18 protein-coding genes are annotated in these 17,654 nt (G+C 65.8%); 9 read left to right on the forward strand and 9 right to left on the reverse strand.

Annotated features, from left to right (window positions below; genetic code table 11):
- Positions 1-85: 85 nt before the first annotated feature.
- Positions 86-1,054, reverse strand: coding sequence for a metallophosphoesterase (locus AC1C2U_RS07470; protein WP_495361114.1), 969 nt, complete (start codon positions 1,052-1,054; stop codon positions 86-88).
- A 278-nt stretch (positions 1,055-1,332) separates the two neighbouring features.
- On the opposite strand from AC1C2U_RS07470, the gene AC1C2U_RS07475 reads away from it, so the two are divergent.
- Entirely contained in the window at positions 1,333-2,400 is a 1,068-nt protein-coding gene (locus tag AC1C2U_RS07475) for an alpha/beta hydrolase (RefSeq protein WP_495361115.1), read from the forward strand.
- An 89-nt stretch (positions 2,401-2,489) separates the two neighbouring features.
- Positions 2,490-4,022, forward strand: a complete 1,533-nt coding sequence (locus tag AC1C2U_RS07480; protein WP_495361116.1) for a glycosyltransferase — start codon at positions 2,490-2,492, stop codon at positions 4,020-4,022.
- Between the two features lie 50 nt (positions 4,023-4,072).
- Here the strand turns inward: AC1C2U_RS07480 and AC1C2U_RS07485 are convergent, their stop codons facing one another.
- From AC1C2U_RS07485 to AC1C2U_RS07500, 4 genes are all read right to left on the reverse strand, one after another.
- On the reverse strand, positions 4,073-4,450 hold the full coding sequence (locus tag AC1C2U_RS07485; RefSeq protein WP_495361117.1) for a ribosomal maturation YjgA family protein: 378 nt from the start codon (positions 4,448-4,450) through the stop codon (positions 4,073-4,075).
- A 47-nt stretch (positions 4,451-4,497) separates the two neighbouring features.
- Positions 4,498-6,318, reverse strand: coding sequence for a DEAD/DEAH box helicase (locus AC1C2U_RS07490; protein ID WP_495361118.1), 1,821 nt, complete (start codon positions 6,316-6,318; stop codon positions 4,498-4,500).
- A 77-nt stretch (positions 6,319-6,395) separates the two neighbouring features.
- On the reverse strand, positions 6,396-6,683 hold the full coding sequence (locus AC1C2U_RS07495) for a transcriptional regulator (protein WP_495361119.1): 288 nt from the start codon (positions 6,681-6,683) through the stop codon (positions 6,396-6,398).
- A complete protein-coding gene (locus tag AC1C2U_RS07500; RefSeq protein ID WP_495361120.1) occupies positions 6,676-7,335 on the reverse strand; it encodes a hypothetical protein in 660 nt (219 codons plus the stop codon). The genes AC1C2U_RS07495 and AC1C2U_RS07500 overlap by 8 nt, the downstream gene beginning before the upstream one ends.
- A gap of 110 nt (positions 7,336-7,445) precedes the next feature.
- On the opposite strand from AC1C2U_RS07500, the gene AC1C2U_RS07505 reads away from it, so the two are divergent.
- The 4 genes from AC1C2U_RS07505 to AC1C2U_RS07520 all read left to right on the forward strand — a co-directional run bounded on the left by AC1C2U_RS07505 (position 7,446) and on the right by AC1C2U_RS07520 (position 10,483).
- Positions 7,446-8,390 (forward strand): ABC transporter ATP-binding protein, encoded by a 945-nt coding sequence (locus AC1C2U_RS07505; RefSeq protein WP_495361121.1) that lies wholly within the window; start codon positions 7,446-7,448, stop codon positions 8,388-8,390.
- A gap of 5 nt (positions 8,391-8,395) precedes the next feature.
- Positions 8,396-9,262 (forward strand): ABC-2 transporter permease, encoded by an 867-nt coding sequence (locus tag AC1C2U_RS07510; protein ID WP_495361122.1) that lies wholly within the window; start codon positions 8,396-8,398, stop codon positions 9,260-9,262.
- A 121-nt stretch (positions 9,263-9,383) separates the two neighbouring features.
- Positions 9,384-9,575: a hypothetical protein gene (locus AC1C2U_RS07515; RefSeq protein WP_495361123.1), complete on the forward strand. Its 192-nt coding sequence runs from the start codon at positions 9,384-9,386 to the stop codon at positions 9,573-9,575.
- Positions 9,576-9,814: 239 nt separating this feature from the next.
- The gene (locus tag AC1C2U_RS07520) at positions 9,815-10,483 is read left to right on the forward strand and encodes a GAP family protein (RefSeq protein ID WP_495361124.1); all 669 of its coding nucleotides are present in this window, start codon (positions 9,815-9,817) and stop codon (positions 10,481-10,483) included.
- A 315-nt stretch (positions 10,484-10,798) separates the two neighbouring features.
- On the opposite strand, the gene AC1C2U_RS07525 is transcribed toward AC1C2U_RS07520, so the two are convergent.
- The gene (locus tag AC1C2U_RS07525) at positions 10,799-11,428 is read right to left on the reverse strand and encodes a hypothetical protein (protein ID WP_495361125.1); all 630 of its coding nucleotides are present in this window, start codon (positions 11,426-11,428) and stop codon (positions 10,799-10,801) included.
- Positions 11,429-11,558: 130 nt separating this feature from the next.
- On the reverse strand, positions 11,559-11,897 hold the full coding sequence (locus tag AC1C2U_RS07530; RefSeq protein ID WP_495361126.1) for a hypothetical protein: 339 nt from the start codon (positions 11,895-11,897) through the stop codon (positions 11,559-11,561).
- 213 nt (positions 11,898-12,110) lie between these two features.
- Here AC1C2U_RS07530 and AC1C2U_RS07535 point away from each other — a divergent pair, with 213 nt between their 5' ends.
- The 3 genes from AC1C2U_RS07535 (at position 12,111) to AC1C2U_RS07545 (ending at position 14,952) form a co-directional block, all read left to right on the forward strand.
- Complete coding sequence (locus tag AC1C2U_RS07535) at positions 12,111-13,220, forward strand: peptidoglycan-binding protein (protein WP_495361127.1); 1,110 nt, start codon at positions 12,111-12,113, stop codon at positions 13,218-13,220.
- Positions 13,221-13,285: 65 nt separating this feature from the next.
- Positions 13,286-13,858 carry an ATP-binding cassette domain-containing protein gene (locus tag AC1C2U_RS07540; RefSeq protein WP_495361128.1) on the forward strand — a complete coding sequence of 191 codons (573 nt, stop codon included), beginning with the start codon at positions 13,286-13,288 and terminating at the stop codon, positions 13,856-13,858.
- Entirely contained in the window at positions 13,855-14,952 is a 1,098-nt protein-coding gene (locus AC1C2U_RS07545) for an FtsX-like permease family protein (RefSeq protein WP_495361129.1), read from the forward strand. Before AC1C2U_RS07540 ends, AC1C2U_RS07545 begins: the two co-directional genes overlap by 4 nt.
- Positions 14,953-15,175: 223 nt before the next feature.
- Here AC1C2U_RS07545 and AC1C2U_RS07550 read toward each other — a convergent pair whose 3' ends face one another.
- Both AC1C2U_RS07550 and AC1C2U_RS07555 read right to left on the reverse strand, forming a co-directional pair.
- A complete protein-coding gene (locus tag AC1C2U_RS07550; RefSeq protein WP_495361130.1) occupies positions 15,176-16,951 on the reverse strand; it encodes an SIR2 family protein in 1,776 nt (591 codons plus the stop codon).
- 154 nt (positions 16,952-17,105) lie between these two features.
- On the reverse strand, positions 17,106-17,597 hold the full coding sequence (locus AC1C2U_RS07555; RefSeq protein ID WP_495361131.1) for a hypothetical protein: 492 nt from the start codon (positions 17,595-17,597) through the stop codon (positions 17,106-17,108).
- Positions 17,598-17,654: the final 57 nt, after the last annotated feature.

The raw sequence follows: 17,654 nt of genomic DNA on the forward strand, positions 1-17,654 counted from the left end.
GCCGCTGCGGTCGGGAGAAGTGGTCCGAGTATGACACTCCGGCACGATCGCGGGAAGGTCGCACGGGAATCCGGAGAGCGGCGACTCAGCCGGCGAGCACCGGGATCGGCATGGTGAACGGCGGTTCCTTCGGCACCGGCGGGGTCGCGGCATCCGCGATGCCGATGCCTGACGCGTCGAGGCGCCTGGCACTCTCGCCGGCGTCGATCCAGTCGAGTGCGGGGAACGAGCCGAGCGGCACGACCGAGTGCAGCACCGTCGTCGGGTAGACGTGCACGAGGTTGAAGGCCCGGGCGCCGTCGCGGCCCCTCGTGCCGCCGACCGGCACATTGAGGTCTTGCGTGTAGCAACTGGCCGAGGCGACGGACACCGGCACGCCCGCGAACGTCGCAGTCGACGAGTAGTGCAGGTGACCGGCGATGATCGAGCGGATGTCGCTGCCCTCGACGACCTCGGCGAGACCGGTCTGATCGCGCAACTCGACCGCCACGGCGAGGTCGAGCACGCTCGGCACCGGCGGGTGGTGCATCGCGAGGATCGAGCCGTGCGGCGCGGGGATGGAGAGCTCTTCGGCGAGCCAGTCGAGCTGTGCCGGCGCGATCTCGCCGTGGTGGTGGCCCGGAACCGTGGAGTCGAGGGTGATGACGCGGAGCCCGTTGACGTCATCGACCCGGTCGACGGGTCGCACCCCACCACCACTGCCACTGCCACTGCCACTGCTTGGCTCGTCGAGCAGCCCCCGCCGGAACGCGGCGCGGTCATCGTGATTGCCCATGACCCAGATCACCTGGGCGCCGAGCCGCTCAGTGACGGGGTCGACGATGCGGCGGATGCGATCGTAGGCGTCGGGCTCGCCCTTGTCTGCGAGGTCCCCCGTGAAGACGATGGCCTCTGGCCGGGCACCGGATGCCTCGAACTCGTCGAAGAGCGTCTGCAGGTGCTGCTCGCTCGCAACCCGGTCGTAGAGCATGCCACCCCCCGCGAGCACGTGAGTGTCGCTGATGTGGAGGAGGAAGTGGTCCGGTCGAGGGTACTCGGCCGTACGGGTGGTCACGATTCGTCCCATCGATCGGTGGTGGACGCGCAGCACCGGGCGTCAGGCATGAACGCTAGCCGAACACGCTCGCCTGAACGGCTCATGAACGCGGCATGTGACGAAGCCGAACGGGCCGCGTTCACGAACGAACGCGGCATATGACGAAACCGAACGGGCCGCGTTCACGAACGAACGCGGCATATGACGAAACCGAACGCGCTGAGCGCCGGTGTGCCACCCACGTCGGCGGCGGAATTCCCGACAGGATGGCGAGGACCGATATCGAGGGGGATCGAGTGTCGTCGAAGAACACACGCAACACGCTGCCGTCGTGGGGCAACGAAATCTGGCTGACCAATCGGCAACGGCGCATCATCGCCATCGTCGCGAGCATCGCCGTGATCGGCTTCCTGATCACCTTCGTGCTGACCCTCACGCCGTGGCCGTCGGCGATGGTGATCCGGGCCGTGTTCGAGAAGGGCGGCACCAACACCGCGGCGGAGATGGACAAGTACGTTCCCGACACGAAGCTCACTGAACAGCTCGGGGTTCCGGTCTACGGCGACGCTGCCGACGCCGGAATGACCTTCGACGTCTTCTCGCCAGACGACGGCGACGATCCGCTGCCCACGATCGTGTGGGTGCACGGTGGAGCGTGGATCGCCGGTGACTCGACGAATGTCGACCCCTATCTGCGCATCCTCGCCGCCGAGGGGTACACGACGGTGGGGCTGAACTACACGCTGGGACCCGAAGGGACCTATCCCATCGCGGTGCACCAGCTGAACGATGCGCTCGCGACCCTCGACGCTCGCGCCGAGGAGTTCCGCATCGACCCCGACCGAATCGTGCTCGCGGGCGATTCGGCCGGCGCGCAGCTCGCGAGCCAGCTTGCAGCGCTCTCGACGAACTCCGATTACGCCGAACTCCTCAGCATCGATCCCGCACTCGACGCCGACCAGCTCGTGGGTGTGGTGCTCAATTGCGGCGTCTACGATCTCGACGCGATGTCGGAGCTCACCGGCATCGGGGCATGGGGACTCAAGGTCGCCCTCTGGGGCTATACGGGAACCAAGGACTGGTCGCAGCGTTCGTCGGGCACGACGATGTCGACGATCGATTTCGTGACGGCAGACTTCCCGACCACCTACATCTCGGGCGGCAATGGCGACGCGCTCACCTGGATCCAGTCTCTGCCGATGGACGCCCGCCTCGATGAGCTGGGAGTCGACGTCACCTCGCTGTTCTGGCCTGCCGACCACGAGCCCGCACTCCCGCACGAGTACCAGTTCCATCTCGACTCCGAAGACGCACAGGCAGCGCTCGTCGAGACCCTCGACTTCCTGGCCGAGGTGACCGGCTGAACGTTCAGGAGCCCGGGAACCGGGCGGACCAGGCTCGACGGATGTCTGTCGGGCGCACTTCACTTGAGCCCCGGGCGGCTCGAGTCCGCATGCCGGAAGGCCGGCACTTCGCCGTCACCTGGTCGATCCCCGACACCTTCGGGGGCATGACCGACGCGATGCTGCGTCGATCGGCCGCATTCCACCGCATCGGCGGCGTGCCTGTCGACGTGCTGACCTTCGACGCCCGGCCCGATACTGCAGACCTCGAGCGCGAGCTGCGCACTCGCGGTGCACTTGACCACGGGGTGCGCATCGCGAACCTGTACGACTGGTTGCGGGGGCATCCGCTGCCGGGCGGTTCGCTGCAGCTGGACCACGACCTGTTCACGCCGCTCGAGGCGAGCGACGCGTCGGAGACGCGGCGACACGGGGACGCCGTCATGAGTCGTGCGCGACTCGACGCCGACGGGCACGTACTCCAAGTGGATCACTACCGCGAAGACGGCACCCTGCTCCTGACCGACCGGCGCGACACGCGAGTTCGCGGGGCGCTCGGCGGGCGATCCGTCGTGCTGTGCGACGCCGATGGACGACCCGTGCGGTCGTGGCGGCACATCTGGCCCCTGTACCGGGCGTGGCTCGACGCCCTGACCGACCACCAAGCGAGCTTCATGATCGTCGACAGCAAGACGATCGCGCCATTCATGCTCGACTACCATCGGCCCCACGTCATCTCCGCCCATGTGGTGCACGCATCGCACCGGGCCGCGGCGGGTGCGGAGCATCCGATACGCCGCTCGCGGCGCGAGGTCTTCGACCGCCTCGACGACTTCGACCTCGTGGTGCTCCTCTCCGAGCGCCAGCGCGTCGACGTCGAGCGGATCGTCGGACCGAGCGAGCACCTGGCGGTGATCCCGAACGCCCGGCCGATCCCGGTTCGAGCGGCGTCGGTGCCTCGCGACCCCGCCCGCGGCATCGTGCTCGCCGCCTTGACCCGGCGCAAGCGCGTGTCACACGCGATCGATGCCGTTCAGGCGGCGAACGCGCACTCCGGAACCGGCGTTCGCCTCGACGTCTACGGCGACGGCGAGAGCCGCCGCGCACTCGAACGACGCATCACGGATGCCGCCGCGGTGCAGCTCCACGGATTCGACCCCGATGCGCGGCAACACCTCACCGGCGCGTCGTTCCTACTGCTCACCTCGCACTCAGAGGGGCTGCCGCTCGTGCTCGTCGAGGCGATGGCCGCCGGCTGCCTGCCGATCGCCTACGACATCCCCTACGGACCCGCCGATCTCATCCGCGACGGTCGCAACGGCTTCCTCGTGCCGGCCGGCGACATCGACGGACTCGCCCGCGCGATCCGCCGTCTGCGGGGGATGTCTCCGCAGCGCGTCGCGCGGATGCGGGCACGTGCCGTGCGGACAGCACGCCGCTTCGACGACGAACGTGTGACCCGCAGTTGGGCGCGCGAGCTTCGACAGGCAGCACTGCGGCGCGAGGTGCACAGCTCCGCTCGGTTCCGGCGCACCCGGGCGGCGGCGGCGAAGCTGCCGTTGCCACGAGCGGTGCGCTCGATCGGCCGGCGCGCCATCGCGGGCGTCGACCGGGTTCGCCGAGCCTTCGGCGTCATCGATTAGGAATCGGCCGTCGGCCCCGCGTCAGCACGAACAGATCGAGACTGCTCCCGTTACGGACGGGAGCGGGCGCTGACGGGCCCGGCGTTCAACGCGAGCTGCGCGGCGAAGGCCAGCACCGCGCCACCGGCGTAGGCGAGCAGGTCGACCGGGTCGAAGGAGCTGCCGAGCAGGAGTCGTGCCTGCGGGAAGACGTCGACCACGCGCTGCGGCAGGCCCGTGAGCTGGAGCAGCTCCACGGCCGCCGCAAGGGCGAACGCCGTCCCCGAGATCCACACCGCGCCGAGCCGTGGCCAAGCCGCACGGAGCAGGAATGCGATCACCCCGACGTAGAGCATGCTGCCGAGCAGGTCGACGAACATCGTGCGATCGATCAGTTGCAGGCTGATGCCGAGCACGAGACAGCCGGCCGCGGCCAGGCCGCTTCGCACACGGATGCTTCTCGGACTCGTCGACCGCACCGGCATCCGCTCTTCGCTCAGCCCTTGTGGCGCGGCTTCCGGTACGGCTTGCCGCCGTCGCCGTCGCTGTCGCTGCGGCGCGCGGGCCCGCCGGCATCGGGCCGCAGCTCGATCAGCCGGCCGGAGATGCGAGTGCCGTCGAGTCGCTCGAGCGTCTCTTGCGAGAGATCGGCGGGCAGTTCGACGAGTGAGAACTCGGGACGGATCTGGATGGCGCCGAAGTCGCCGCGACTGAGGCCGCCCTCGTTCGCGAGGGCACCGACGATCTGGCGCGGCTCGACCTTGTGGCGCTTGCCGACGGCGATGCGATACGTCGCCATGGGGCCGCTGCTCGGCCGCTGGCGGCGCTCGGGCCGGTCGCCGCGGTCACCGCGGTCGAAGCGGTCGCCGCGCTCGGGACGATCGCCGCGCTCGGGACGGTCGCCACGCTCGGGGCGGTCGGAACGCTCGCGGTCGGCGCGACGCGGACGCTCGGGTTCGGGCTCCAGCAGCAAGGGCGATTCGCCTTGCGCCACGACGGCGAGCGCGGCCGCGACGTCGACTTCGGGCACGTCGTGGTTGCGCACGTAGTGCCCGATGATGTCGCGGAACGCCTCGATGCGCGGCGCCTGGTCGAGCGCCGCGGTGATGCGGTCATCGAACCGGGCGAGCCGGGTGACGTTCACGTCGTCGACGCTCGGCAGCTGCATCTGCGTGAGCGGCTGACGGGTGGCCCGCTCGATCGATGAGACGAGGTTGCGCTCGCGAGGCGTCACGAAGCTGATGGCGTCGCCGCTTCGTCCGGCGCGACCCGTGCGACCGATACGGTGCACGTACGACTCGGTATCGGTCGGGATGTCGAAGTTCACCACGTGGCTGATGCGCTCGACGTCGAGGCCGCGCGCCGCGACATCCGTTGCGACCAGGATGTCGAGCTTGCCCGACTTCAACTGATTGACGGTGCGCTCGCGCTGCACCTGCGCGACGTCGCCGTTGATCGCAGCTGCGGAGTATCCGCGTGCGCGGAGCTTCTCGGCGATCTCTTCAGTGACGCTCTTCGTGCGAACGAAGATGATCATGCCCTCGAAGTTCTCGACCTCGAGGATGCGGGTGAGGGCATCCATCTTCTGCTGGTACGACACAACGAGGTAGCGCTGCGTGGTGTTGACCGACGTCGTGGTCTTGTTCTTGACCGTGATCTCTTCGGGGTCGTGCAGGTACTGCTTCGACATCCGCCGGATGGTGGCGGGCATCGTCGCAGAGAACAGCGCGACCTGCTTGTCGTCGGGGGTGTCGGCGAGAATCGTCTCGACGTCTTCGGCGAAGCCCATCTTGAGCATCTCGTCGGCCTCGTCGAGCACGAGGTACTTGAGCTCGCTGAGGTCGAGGGTGCCCTTGTCGAGGTGGTCCATGATGCGACCCGGGGTGCCGACGACGATGTGCACGCCGCGGCGCAGCGCAGAGAGCTGCACGCCGTAGCCCTGACCGCCGTAGACGGGGAGGATGTGCACGCCCTTCAGATGCCCGGCGTAACGCTCGAACGCCTCGCAGACCTGCAGCGCGAGTTCGCGCGTCGGGGCGAGCACGAGCGCCTGCGGGGTCTTCTGAGAGAGGTCGAGGCGCGCGAGGATCGGCAGCGCGAAGGCGGCCGTCTTGCCGGTGCCCGTTTGCGCGAGGCCCACGACGTCGCGACCCGCGAGGAGGGTGGGGATCGTCGCAGCCTGAATGGCCGAGGGGGTCTCGTAGCCGACGTCAGAGAGTGCCTTCAGCACCGCGCCATCGAGCCCGAGATCAGAGAATGTCGTCGCGGCGGGCTCCTTCGGAGCCTCCACCTCGACCGGAGAATCGTCAGCAGTCACGCTTCAGGATAGTCCGCCGAGCTGGGAAGCGGCCGGATGCACCGCGGCGCCGATTCTCGACGACTCTGACGCACGTTCTATTTCAAGAGGGCCCGAAGCGCCTTCTTGTACAGCCGGAACGCGTGCCGGCCATCGTCGGTCAAGCTCACGTACGTGACGGGAGTCCGCCCCTCGATGACCTTCGAGACCTCGGCGTAACCGGTCTCTTCGAGCTTTCTCAGGTGCGTCGCCAGATTTCCGGACGTCACGCCGAGCACCGACTGAAGCCGAGGGAAGGACAGGGCATCCCCGGCGCCGAGCGCATCGAGCACGGTCACGATTCGAAGCCGAGCCTGGACGTGGATGACCGGGTCGAGTTCATCCATGGTCCTGCTGCGTGATCGGGCCTGAAGTGAGGGTCGGCTTGATGGTCTCGACGAGCGCGAGGGCGAGGAATCCGAGCCCGCCGACGACACCGACCAGAAGATTGAACGGCACCGGGACGAGGACCGAGCCGAATCCGATGACGAGGGTCCACAGGCCGAAGACGAGCTGGGACTTGTCGTTCCACATGGCTGCGCCCGCCATGGACTGGATTCCGACGATCAGACACGGCACGGCGACCCAGAAGACCAGCATCACCTCGAAGGGGACGCCGAGGCCCATCATGCGCCCGCCGAGCACGCCCATGAGCGTGAACGCGATCGCAAAGGTGTTGCCGTAGATGGCGCCCTGAACCTTCGACGGGCCACGCGATCCGAGATTCTTCCGGGTCGAATGCACCGTGGAGAAGACGATCGCCCCCACGAGTGCCGCGCCACCGATGATCGCGCTGACCAGGAAGGGCAGCGCGGGCCCCTCCACAGGGAAGAGGGCGAGGAACAACGCTCCGAACCCGATGATCCACGCCACACCCCAAGTGCCGTAGAGGAGCCTGGCGTTGGGGCTGAGCGCATTCACCATGCGCTCGCGGTCTCTCTCGATCGACCGGAGGATCTCCGCAGCATCGACCGCGTCCGATTCCTTGTCATCACTCACAGTTGCATCCTCCGTCGCCATTTCTACCACATAGTACTTTCCCACAGAAGCTACTTTGTGGTAGAAAGTTCTCGCTTGCATGCCGCGAGCTCGGACATCGGGAGCATCACATGACAGCCGAACACGGGATCGCCCCTCGGGCGGTGATCGAGGCGTTCGAGGTCACCAAGGTCTACCGCGGTGGCGTGCGCGCGCTGGACACGGTGAGCCTGCACATCCGCCCGGGCGAGGTCTACGGCCTGGTCGGCGCCAACGGCGCGGGCAAGACCACCTTCATGCGCGTGCTCACAGGACTGGTCGCGCCGAGCAGTGGTGTCATCCGCGTGGAGCGCGCGCGCAACTCCGGCGGCGTCGGCTCCTTGATCGAATCTCCCGCGTTCTACCCGAACCTGTCGGGCTCCGAGAATCTTCGACTCCTGGCGACGTACTGGAATCTTCCTCGCGCGTCGGCGAGCCGAGAGCTTGCTCGCGTCGGCCTGCTGCCGAAGGATCAGAAGCGGCCCTACCGGAGCTACTCGCTCGGCATGAAACAGCGGCTGGGCGTCGCCGCCGCCCTCTTGGGCGAACCCGAGGTGCTCGTGCTCGACGAACCGACGAACGGGCTCGATCCGGAATCAATCGTGAGCATTCGAGAACTGGTCCGCAGCGTGAGAGAAGAGGGGCGCACCGTGCTGTTGTCCAGCCACCTCCTCAGCGAAGTCGAGCTGGTCGCCGACCGGGTGGGCGTGCTCGCCAAGGGACGGTTGATCGCCGAAGGAACGCTTCGGGAGCTGCGCGATCGCGCCGTGCACCGGAGACGGCTCGCCGTACAGGTCGACGACGCGGCGCGCGCGCGCTCGATCATCGGCGCGCTCGGAATCTCTCCGTCCGACATCCACGAGGTCGGACCGGGGTTGGAGGTACACCTGGGCGAGACTGCACCGCACGCAGTGAATGCCGCACTCGTTCGCGCGGGCATCGCGGTCTCGTCGCTGACCGTGGTGTCGGAGTCGCTGGAGAATGCCTTCTTCGAGTTGACCGCTGAACCCGAGACGACAGGGGCGAGCACAGCATGAGCACAGTGGCCACCACGAGCAGCAGGCACGCGCCGAACTACGCGAGCGCCCTACGCGGGGAACTCCGCCTCGGCACGAGACGCGTCGCGGTCTGGACGGTGATCGGTGTCTGGGCAGCCTGCATCGCCGCCTTCGCGTACCTCGTGAGCTACATCTCGACGATGGGCGCCGACTGGTACACGCCCGAGCAGCAGGAGCTCCAACTCCTGAACATGCTCCCAGAGGGCACTGCGTATTACATCGTGGCGTCCCTGCCGCTGTACTGCGCGCCGATGATGGTGATCCTCGGCGCCATCATCGGTGCATCCGACTACGGCAGAGGAACCCTCCGCGCGATCACCGCACGTTTCATTCGCCGCGACCCGCTCGTCCTCGCTCGCCTCACCGGCGTCGTGGTCATCGCGGCGATCACGGCACTGGTAACCCTCGTGACGAGCATGCTCGCGAGCATCGTCGTCGCCATCGTGGCCGGCAGGGAGATCGTCTTCCCCGAGCTGTACGATCTGGTCGTCGCCACCGTCGCCATCTGGCTGATCGTGACGGTCTTCCTCCTCTTCGGCCTCGCCCTCGGCGTGCTGACGCGAAGTGTCATCGCCGCGATCGCCATCGGGGTGGGCTGGGTGCTCGGCATCGAGACCCTGTTCGTGGGAATGCTCGCTCCTTCCATCGCCTTCTTCGACGCGATCCGCGGGTTCCTCCCGATCGGCGCCAGCAACTCGCTTGCCGCAGCGCTCGTCCCCGACGGGCGCGATGTCGTTCCCGCCGTCGTCGCGTCCACCGGTCCCGGCGTCGCGATCGCCGTGCTCGTCGTCTGGGCGGGTGTGTTCGCGTCGTTCGCCTTCGTGTCGTTCCGCAGGCGCGACCTGGTCTGAACGGCAGCGTTTGAGGGCTGCTCGGACTCGTCGAAGTCGAGTTCGTCGAAGTCGGCGACCCCTCGTCAAGTCGCGTCATGATGTGCCACGTTCGCCGTCTCTTCCATAGGAGGGGATGAACATGTGGCAGAAACGACAGCAAAACCGGCAACCGGCGGAACACCTCGAGTTCGTGCCGATCGACAGCACCGACAGCATCGCCCTGCAGTGCAATTGTCCGCGCGGCGAGGACCACGGCCGAGTGAACTCGCGCACCTTCGCCGGAGCGCCCGTCGCGGCGACAGCCGGGCCCCGGCACCGCGCGTACGCCTGAACCGACATCGGTTAGTGCGGCGCGGTCTCATTCGGTCGCGAACGTATACCTCCCAGCCGGCTGAGTGGGTTCTGGGGAGGCCGGCGCGACCGTGTTGCCGAGAATCCTCGAGACCGTGCCAAATCGTGCGTCGCGGCAGGCGTTGTCGCGCAGGACGGCCTCGGATATCGTTGCTCAGCAACGCCGCTGCGTGTACTGCTCCGCAGTGCCGGCGCCGGTAGGGCAGGGGGCGCGGCGGAATGCTGCAGGCGATAGGGCACATACTTCCGATCGCGCTGGCGGTCGCGATCAGTTCCGTTCCGATCATGGCGACGATCGTGATCTTGCTCTCGCCGAAGCGCCGGGCATCCGCCCCGCCCTTCCTCATCGGGTGGGTCATCGGCATGGCCCTCGTGGTCTCGATCTGCACGATCTCGGCCCAGGCCATTCCGACGGCACGATCCTCGCGGCAGCCCGACGTGGCGGTCGCTGCCGCCGAGATCGTCGTGGGCGTCGCCCTCGTCGTCATCGCGATCGTCGTCTGGCGGCGCGCCCGACGCAACCCGGTGGAGGCCATGCCCGCTTGGCTCGACAAGTTGGAATCGATCGGGCCGTGGAGCGCACTCGGCATTGCGGCCGCCCTGAACGTACGCCCCAAGGCGCTGCTCCTGGCCATCGCGGCCGGCCTGGCCGTGCGCGGTGCGGGTCTCGCCGCTGCCGATGCGGCGCTCGCGATACTGGTCTACACGGTTGTGGGGGCGTCGACCGTTGCGGTGCCGATCATCGTGACGCTCGTCGACGCGAACGGCATGCAACCGAGGCTGGTGAAGGCGAAGGAGTGGATGACCCGAAACAACCGTGAGGTGACGTCACTCATCCTGCTCGTGGTCGGCGTGGTCATCATCGGGACCGGCCTCGGCCGCCTCTGAGCTGGCTGCGTTCACGCACGTCGTGTTGTAGCGAGGGCGGGACTCGAACCCGCGACACCACGAAGACGACGGGGCCGCTCGTGAGTCCTTCCTCATGCTCCGGACGTCTCGAATGATCTCGGACTGACCTGGGATTCCTTGCGAGAACGGATGTTGCGATTGCGACTCTACTCGGCTCGACTGGGAACGTCTCAAGTGAGTTCGGACCGATATTCGTTGAATAAGCGTGCGCGCATCGAGTCTCGTGGCAATTCCCCTCGTTACACACTTTCGCCGCGCCAAAATCACATGACCTGGATCCCGTGAGTGCGCGCCCTAATTCAGATCTGCCCAGCGAGTGGGCGGGGGGCACATCGCAAGGGTCTCATCCCAATCGGGCAGGTCCGTATCTGCTGACGCTGCTGACTCGGTCATCTGATCTTCGATCTCCGAGTATGCGCTCCAGGCGTCTTCCGAATTGAACCGTTCGACGTATACCTCGCGTGTCGGAGGGTCTGCCGGGACGTCCCAGCCGATCGACTCGAGGCAGTCCAGCGTCGATAGCTCGTACAGGTACAGCTTCGCGAGCGAAGCGGTATCGACCGCGTTCGCTTCGCCCCATCCTGTGGATTCGGAACAGTCCTTGTATGCCTGGCGGGACTGGTCCGCCTGCTCCGGGGTAATCCCGACTACCGAAAACGTCTGGTTCCCTTGATCGGCAACCTGCCACCCTGCGGCTTCCATGCAGGCCATAACATCGCGGAACGACTGTTCGTACCGCTCAAGACCAGCCTGGACCTCTTCCACTAGGGCTGGGTCTACCGCAAGCGCCGATGCTTCTGCGCGAGGAGCGTCAGCGGGAGGGGCATCGTTGATCGAACAACCCGCCAGCGCGGACATTCCGAGGGCGGCAATGATCAATGCCGCGCCTACCGCTCCGGCATGGCGACGACCGGTAAAACTCATGAGCGTTTGGACCCTTCATTTGGCATTGGAGTGTGCTGTGGTTCTCGCGTCGAGGCATCAGTCTCGACCGCACGTGGGTTGCAAAAGGCATCCGGCTCTGACCCCTCGACGCGATGAACCGCGGACGGCTCTATATTGCTGGCGCCACCCCACCCGGATTCACATACCTTGCGCAGGATGCGGTGCCGGCGTATCCCAGGTTGCCTTCCCAGTATTGGCGCCATTCGCCGCTTCCGACGTAGCCGTAGGTCCTTTGTGGGCCGTTGCCGATGTAGATAATCCGGTAGTAGCCGCCGGGAGCGCGGTACTCGTGATCGCCGTTGCCGTTAGCCTCCGTGTATACGGACACCTGCACATTCGTTGCGCAGTTCTTTGCCGCCCAGTTTGATTGGTACCAAGCGTGCGCCGGAGAAGCCACCAACATGGCGAGAGCGAAGCTCCCCACCAGGGCCGCGCTCAGCACGGTCACTCGTCTTGCTTTCATAAATTTCTCCTCAATCCTGCTCGAACTTCCAGTGCCCTGCTAGAGCCCCAATGGTTTCGCAGAGAGTCGCGTGTATCCATGTAACTTTCGTCACATCTATTCCCGTTTTACACATCCAGTTTTGGCTGCCGATTGAAGCGACCCGCATAGTTGTAGTTGTTGGGGACCGTGCAACGAGAAATCAAGCAAAGGTGGCACATGCAGGCTTCATCCGCCAAGGATCCCGCCGCTCGCGACATGCGACGTCGACCCGCCGCTGTGGTCGTTGGGTCGTTCGTATTGCTCGCCGTTGCCGCTCTCGTCGGGTGGGCGGGTGTCGTGGTGTTCGCGGCGCCGACCGAGGCGGTCGCCGAGACGCCGTTCACCGACGTCGAAGTGACTGACGGCGAGGTGGGCTCATCGATCTCCCTCAACACGGTCGCCGAATGGACAAAGCGGCCCGTGGGAGCGAATCAAGCAGCGGGCATCGTGACCGCTGTTCGGGTGCAAACCGGTGAGGAGGTCGCCGCCGGACAAACCCTGTACGAGGTAAGCCTGCGCCCGGTAGTCGTGGCGCAGGGTGAGACACCGGCCTTCCGTGACATGACAGTGGGGTCGGAAGGGGCGGACGTTCTGCAGGTGCAGCAGCTCCTTGCGGCGCTCGGCATGTACAACGGGACACAAGACGGCGAGTTCGGCACCGGGACCGCCGCTGCCGTGAAGGACTGGCAGAAGTCGGTCGGGATCGAGGCCGATGGCATCGTTCGGACCGCTGATCTTGTCTTCGTGCCGACGCTCCCGGGACGTGTGACGCTCGACGGTGAGGTCGTGTTCCGAGGCGCGACGCTTGCGGGCGGGGAAGCCGCCATATCGGTGCTGTCGGCCGAGCCGAGCTTCACCGTCCCGGTCACCGGGCAACAGTCCGCGAAAATCCCGCCCGGGACCGAAGTGGAGATCACCTTCCAAGATCAGGTCTGGCATGCGGTGGCCGCCGGACAAGAGCCGTCACCGGACGGCGGTGATCAAATGAACGTCACCCTCGCCGGACCGGATGGAGGTTCGATCTGCGGTACTGGGTGCGGCCTGGTTCCTGTAGAAGGTCAGTCGCTTCTGAGCTCTCAGATCATCACCCAGCCAAAAGTCTCGGGCCTCGTTGTGCCGTCCGCAGCACTGAGAAGCGCAGCCAACGGAGATGTTTCGGTCTTAGGCGTCGACGGGGTTGAGCACCCTGTGACGGTGATCGCCTCCGCTCGCGGGATGTCGATTGTGGAGGGCGTCAGTGCAGGCGACCGGATACGGATCCCTGCCGAGCCGGGCGCACCCGAATGACGGTCAGGCTTGCCGCCAGCGGTCTCGGGTTCAGGTACGATACTTCATCGCCTCTGCTCGAAGACGTGTCGGCCGTGTTCGAAGCCGGCGAGGTCGTCGCGGTGACCGGAGCATCCGGCCGAGGGAAATCGACGCTCCTGTACCTGCTCGGGCTAATGCTGAAGCCAGGCAGCGGCGAGGTCTTGCTCGACGGGCGGGCGATGCACGGCCGAAGCGATCGGGAACGGGCCGCGGCGCGGGCGACACGTTACGGGTTCGTGTTCCAGGATGCCGCCCTTGATCCCTCTCGTACGGTACTCGACAACATCCTCGAGACCGCGCTGTACCGGGGTGAACGCAGACGCGATCTCGTTCCTCGCGCGGAGGCCCTGATGGAACGGTTCGGTGTCGGACTCAGGCGTGAGGCGAAGCCCGGCCAGGTCTCCGGTGGTCAAGCGCAACGCATTGCGCTTTGCCGTGCATTGATCGGCGACCCAAGTGTTTTGCTCGCAGACGAACCGACCGGAAACCTCGACCCTGCATCATCCGATGTGGTCGTCGAAGCGCTTCACGCTCAGGCAGGTCGGGGCGCCGCAGTCGTCGTCGTGACCCATGACCCTTCGCTGGTCGAGCGGTGCGACCGAAGGATCGAGCTGTGAGGCGAGCAATCGCGGTGCTACGCGAGGCCGCTATCTCGGCGTGGACAGCGCCGATCGCAACGATCATCACGGTGGTCATGATCGCTGGGATGTGCGCAGCAGTGCTGCTGACCTCAGGCCGCACCGTTGGCGCGGAACAAGCCGTGATCGGGTCGATTGACTCCGCGGGAACCCGCTCGATAGTCGTGCGCGCCGACCCCGAGGCGGGCCTAGACACGAGCGTACTCGACCGAGTGCGTGGGCTCGGTGGGGTGGACTGGGTCGGCGCCTTCAGCACTGCTGCCGACGTGAAGAACAGCGCGTTCCCAGAGGGGACTCGCGTGCCACTTCGGCAGGTCTGGGCAGACAACTGGACGGCCGCCGGGTTGGCGCGGTCGATTCCCAACCAGGGCGATATCGCGTGGGCGTCACAGGACGCTCTCGATCGGCTCGGCATGACCGAACCTGTCGGAGCTGTCGCCGAAGACGCCGGCACCGGGTACGCCGTCGGCGGTCGCCTTACCCTGCCGGACTATCTATCATTCCTTGAGCCTGCCCTGTTCGCACCGCAACCAGCCGACTCCCCCGGCGCCGTATCGGTGCTCGTGGTCATTGCCGAACGCCCCGACCTCGTCGCCCCCGTAGCATCCGCCATCACGAGTGTGCTCGCCGTTGACGACCCGACGAAGGTGACCGTGCAGACCAGTGAAGCACTCGCGGCCCTCCGCGGGCTGATCGAGGGGCAGCTGGGCAGCTTTGGGCGAGGACTGACGGTTGGGATTCTCCTGCTCACCGCCGCACTTGCAGCTGTCGCTCTCTATAGTCTCGTGATGCTGCGCCGCAAGGACTTCGGTCGCAGACGCGCTCTTGGCGCGAGTCAGAGACTCATCGTCGCGCTGCTCGTAACTCAGACGGGGATCATCTCCGCCACAGGCGCTGTCGTCGGAAGCGCAGTCTCGCTTGGCACCCTCGCTCTACTCGGGGACCCGCTACCGGGGCCTGGATACGTCGCAGGCCTGATCGTGCTTGCGACCACGGTCGGGGTCGTCGCCAGCCTTTTCCCGGCCGTGACTGCGGCTCGACGCGAACCGATACGAGAGCTTCGAGTGCCCTGATGCCTCTCGACAGGCGACTGCATACGTTGTAGCGAGAAGGCGACTCTGACAGTTGGCAGCGCGCTCGGTTCACTGGATTCGGATCTCGTCGAAATGTAGGTTCTCGCGCAACCTGCCGCGGTCGTCCGTGCTCGGCATTGAGTCCCACGCATAGTCGAACCCTAGGTCGTCATTGAACTTGAGGACACGAGACATCCTGAGTGGCATTGAAGTATCTTCGTGTCTAGTCATCCTCGTCGCTGAATAAATAGTTGTTCCGTGAGGCCATCGAGTTGTTGCTTGAACCATTCCCCGTGGATCCCTGATATCCCCAGGCGTCTCGATCTGAGTTCGCCAAGAAGTCCGCCGACCAGATCAGGTCGATCGGTTCCGACCGTGTCCACTGGTTGTCACCGATGAACTCGCCATCCGTTGGGTAAGTGTGCTCCTTGGCCCTGTTCGTGGCGAAGAGCCATGCGAGCGATGCCCGGTACTCGGCTTGGCTATGAAGCCGGGTATAGTCCTGCCCTCCGGCGATCGGGTCAATGAAATCCTTGAGATCGGCACGCACCATCCGGCTCATTGGCCAGCGATAGTTCGCGCTCGTGTTCCGCGGGAGAGAGTTCGCCCGGTCCCTGTCCAGGATGCTCCACGGGGAGAGCACGTCCCACGCGGGCCGGAGTTGGTCGTTCCCGCTGAATCCGTTGCCGGACCCCCATTTGGGCTTCTGCAGGATCGACCTGGCGACGTCCTCCTGTTTCGCGAGGAGTGCTGCGATGGTTCCAGCGCGTAGCAACAGCAACGCCGGATAGTGCGCAAGCTCGTCCCAGACGGTGGTTGTCATGCGTGCCGGGCGGGCCGCCATCGCACGTTCCATGACCCAAACCCAGAGTTCATTGTGCTGTCGATCACGATCGAGCAGGATGCCTGTGGTGAACAAGTGGAGAAGCGTAGTTGATCGGCCGCGAAGCTCAGCAAGGCCCTCCTCTGTCGCTTCCCATGAGGCCGGGCCCGGTTGTTCAACGAGGTCGCGGATGTAGTCGGAAAGCTTGGTGAGTTCTGCCTCGAACAGGTCACGCAGCTCGAGGTGCCGAACAGGGTTCGGAAGCGCACGCTTGAGTCGGGCGATCATCATGCTCACTGATTCCGGCGCATCGGCCATGAGCTCGATCGCCTCGACTCGCTGCTCGAGGTCAGGGAAGAAGTCGTCGGCCGTGACTCCCGTAACGACGTGTACGCCGCTGCGTGTGGTCAGGCGTCTCGCCGTCTCGCCGAGTGCGGATCTACTTGTCCAGTAGATCGGGTAGCGTCGGCTTGCGGTCGCTACGATCGCGCCGACGAGCGCGGGATCCCAGTCGCCAGACCACCCCGAGACGATCAAGCCATATTCCGCGAGGATCCGGGCGAGGAGCTCACCGGTTCGCTTCGGGTATTCGCGTAGCTCGTCGACGGTGTTGCGTTGATCAAGACTGGCGTAGTCGCCGTGCAGCTTCAGGATCGTGCAGGGCATGTGCTGCAGCGGTTCCATGCCTGTGATCGCCGCCTCGCTCGAGATGACCTGCGGGCTCACGCCAGCTGCCTCGATCGCGCGCTCGAGGAGGCGGTCGAAGTTGGTCGTCACGATTACCCGGACGAGCCCCCGTTTGACGAGTGCGGCGATCGCGTGGTGGGCGGGACTCGGGATCTTCAACCCTGCCTCGCGTTCTTCCTCGGTCGGCTCGAAGAAGCCAGCGAGCAGAGCCCGTCGCGAGGCGGGCGTCGAAGCAAGTCGTTCCAGAAGGTTGGAGTACCCCAGGGGATTCCCGTCGCCGTGAGCATCCCACCAGGCTTCGGTATCGAAGTCCTCGTCAACAGAGGTGCCGCCGGCGACGGCACCACGCCGGACGAGCGCTTCCACCACACCCCATCCAGTGGGGATGCCCGCCCCGGTCGACGTTCCGGAACCGATGAGGAGGGCATATACGCCAGGCTGGGCATTTAGGGCCGTCGCCAGGCTAATCCGCGGGTCGAGAGTCACCATGACCTCACCTCACGCAGCGCTCGATGCCGATGGGCGAGCGCGGAGTGCGTCCATCAACGGACAACCAGGCCGAGGAGCCCTCGTCGCCGCATCCAGACGTCAATGGTCCACACGCGTGACCGCGGCCCCTCCACGATGTGGCTATGAGATGCGATCAGGGGAGCTGCACGATTCCAGGGGATGACAAATGGGCGATGAGGCTGGAGTTCAGCCACCAGAGAGCGGCGAAAATCGCAATAGGCGAGACCAGACGCACCCAGAATGGGATCTCACCGATTCTGGAAAGCACTACCGCTAGCAGGCCTGTCAACAACGGAAAGAAGGCGGTCAGTACGATGCCGAACGCCGACCATGTGCTCAGCCCGCATGCTGTTCGTATCGCGCCACCCTCATCGTCAGCGGCGGTGGCCAGAAACGCCATGGGAGAAAGGAGCAGACCGCCAAGAATCAGGAGCCCGAATGTTGTGTAGTCGACTCCACCGTACTTTGCTGACTTACGCGAGTTGTGTGCCCAGATCAGGAGCAGCAGCGACACAAGTGCGACGCAGTAGGCCCACGTGGCATCCGCTAGCGCACCCTGCCATTGCACAACACAGCGTGCGGCGCGGCCGGTGGGCAAGAGCAAGAGAGCCGATGCGAGCAGCATGCCTGTCGAGCCAACGATTCCCGCTAGGTATCTGAAGACTGCTCTAGCCTTCGCGGC

The organism is Agromyces sp. Y575 (genome assembly GCF_059445445.1).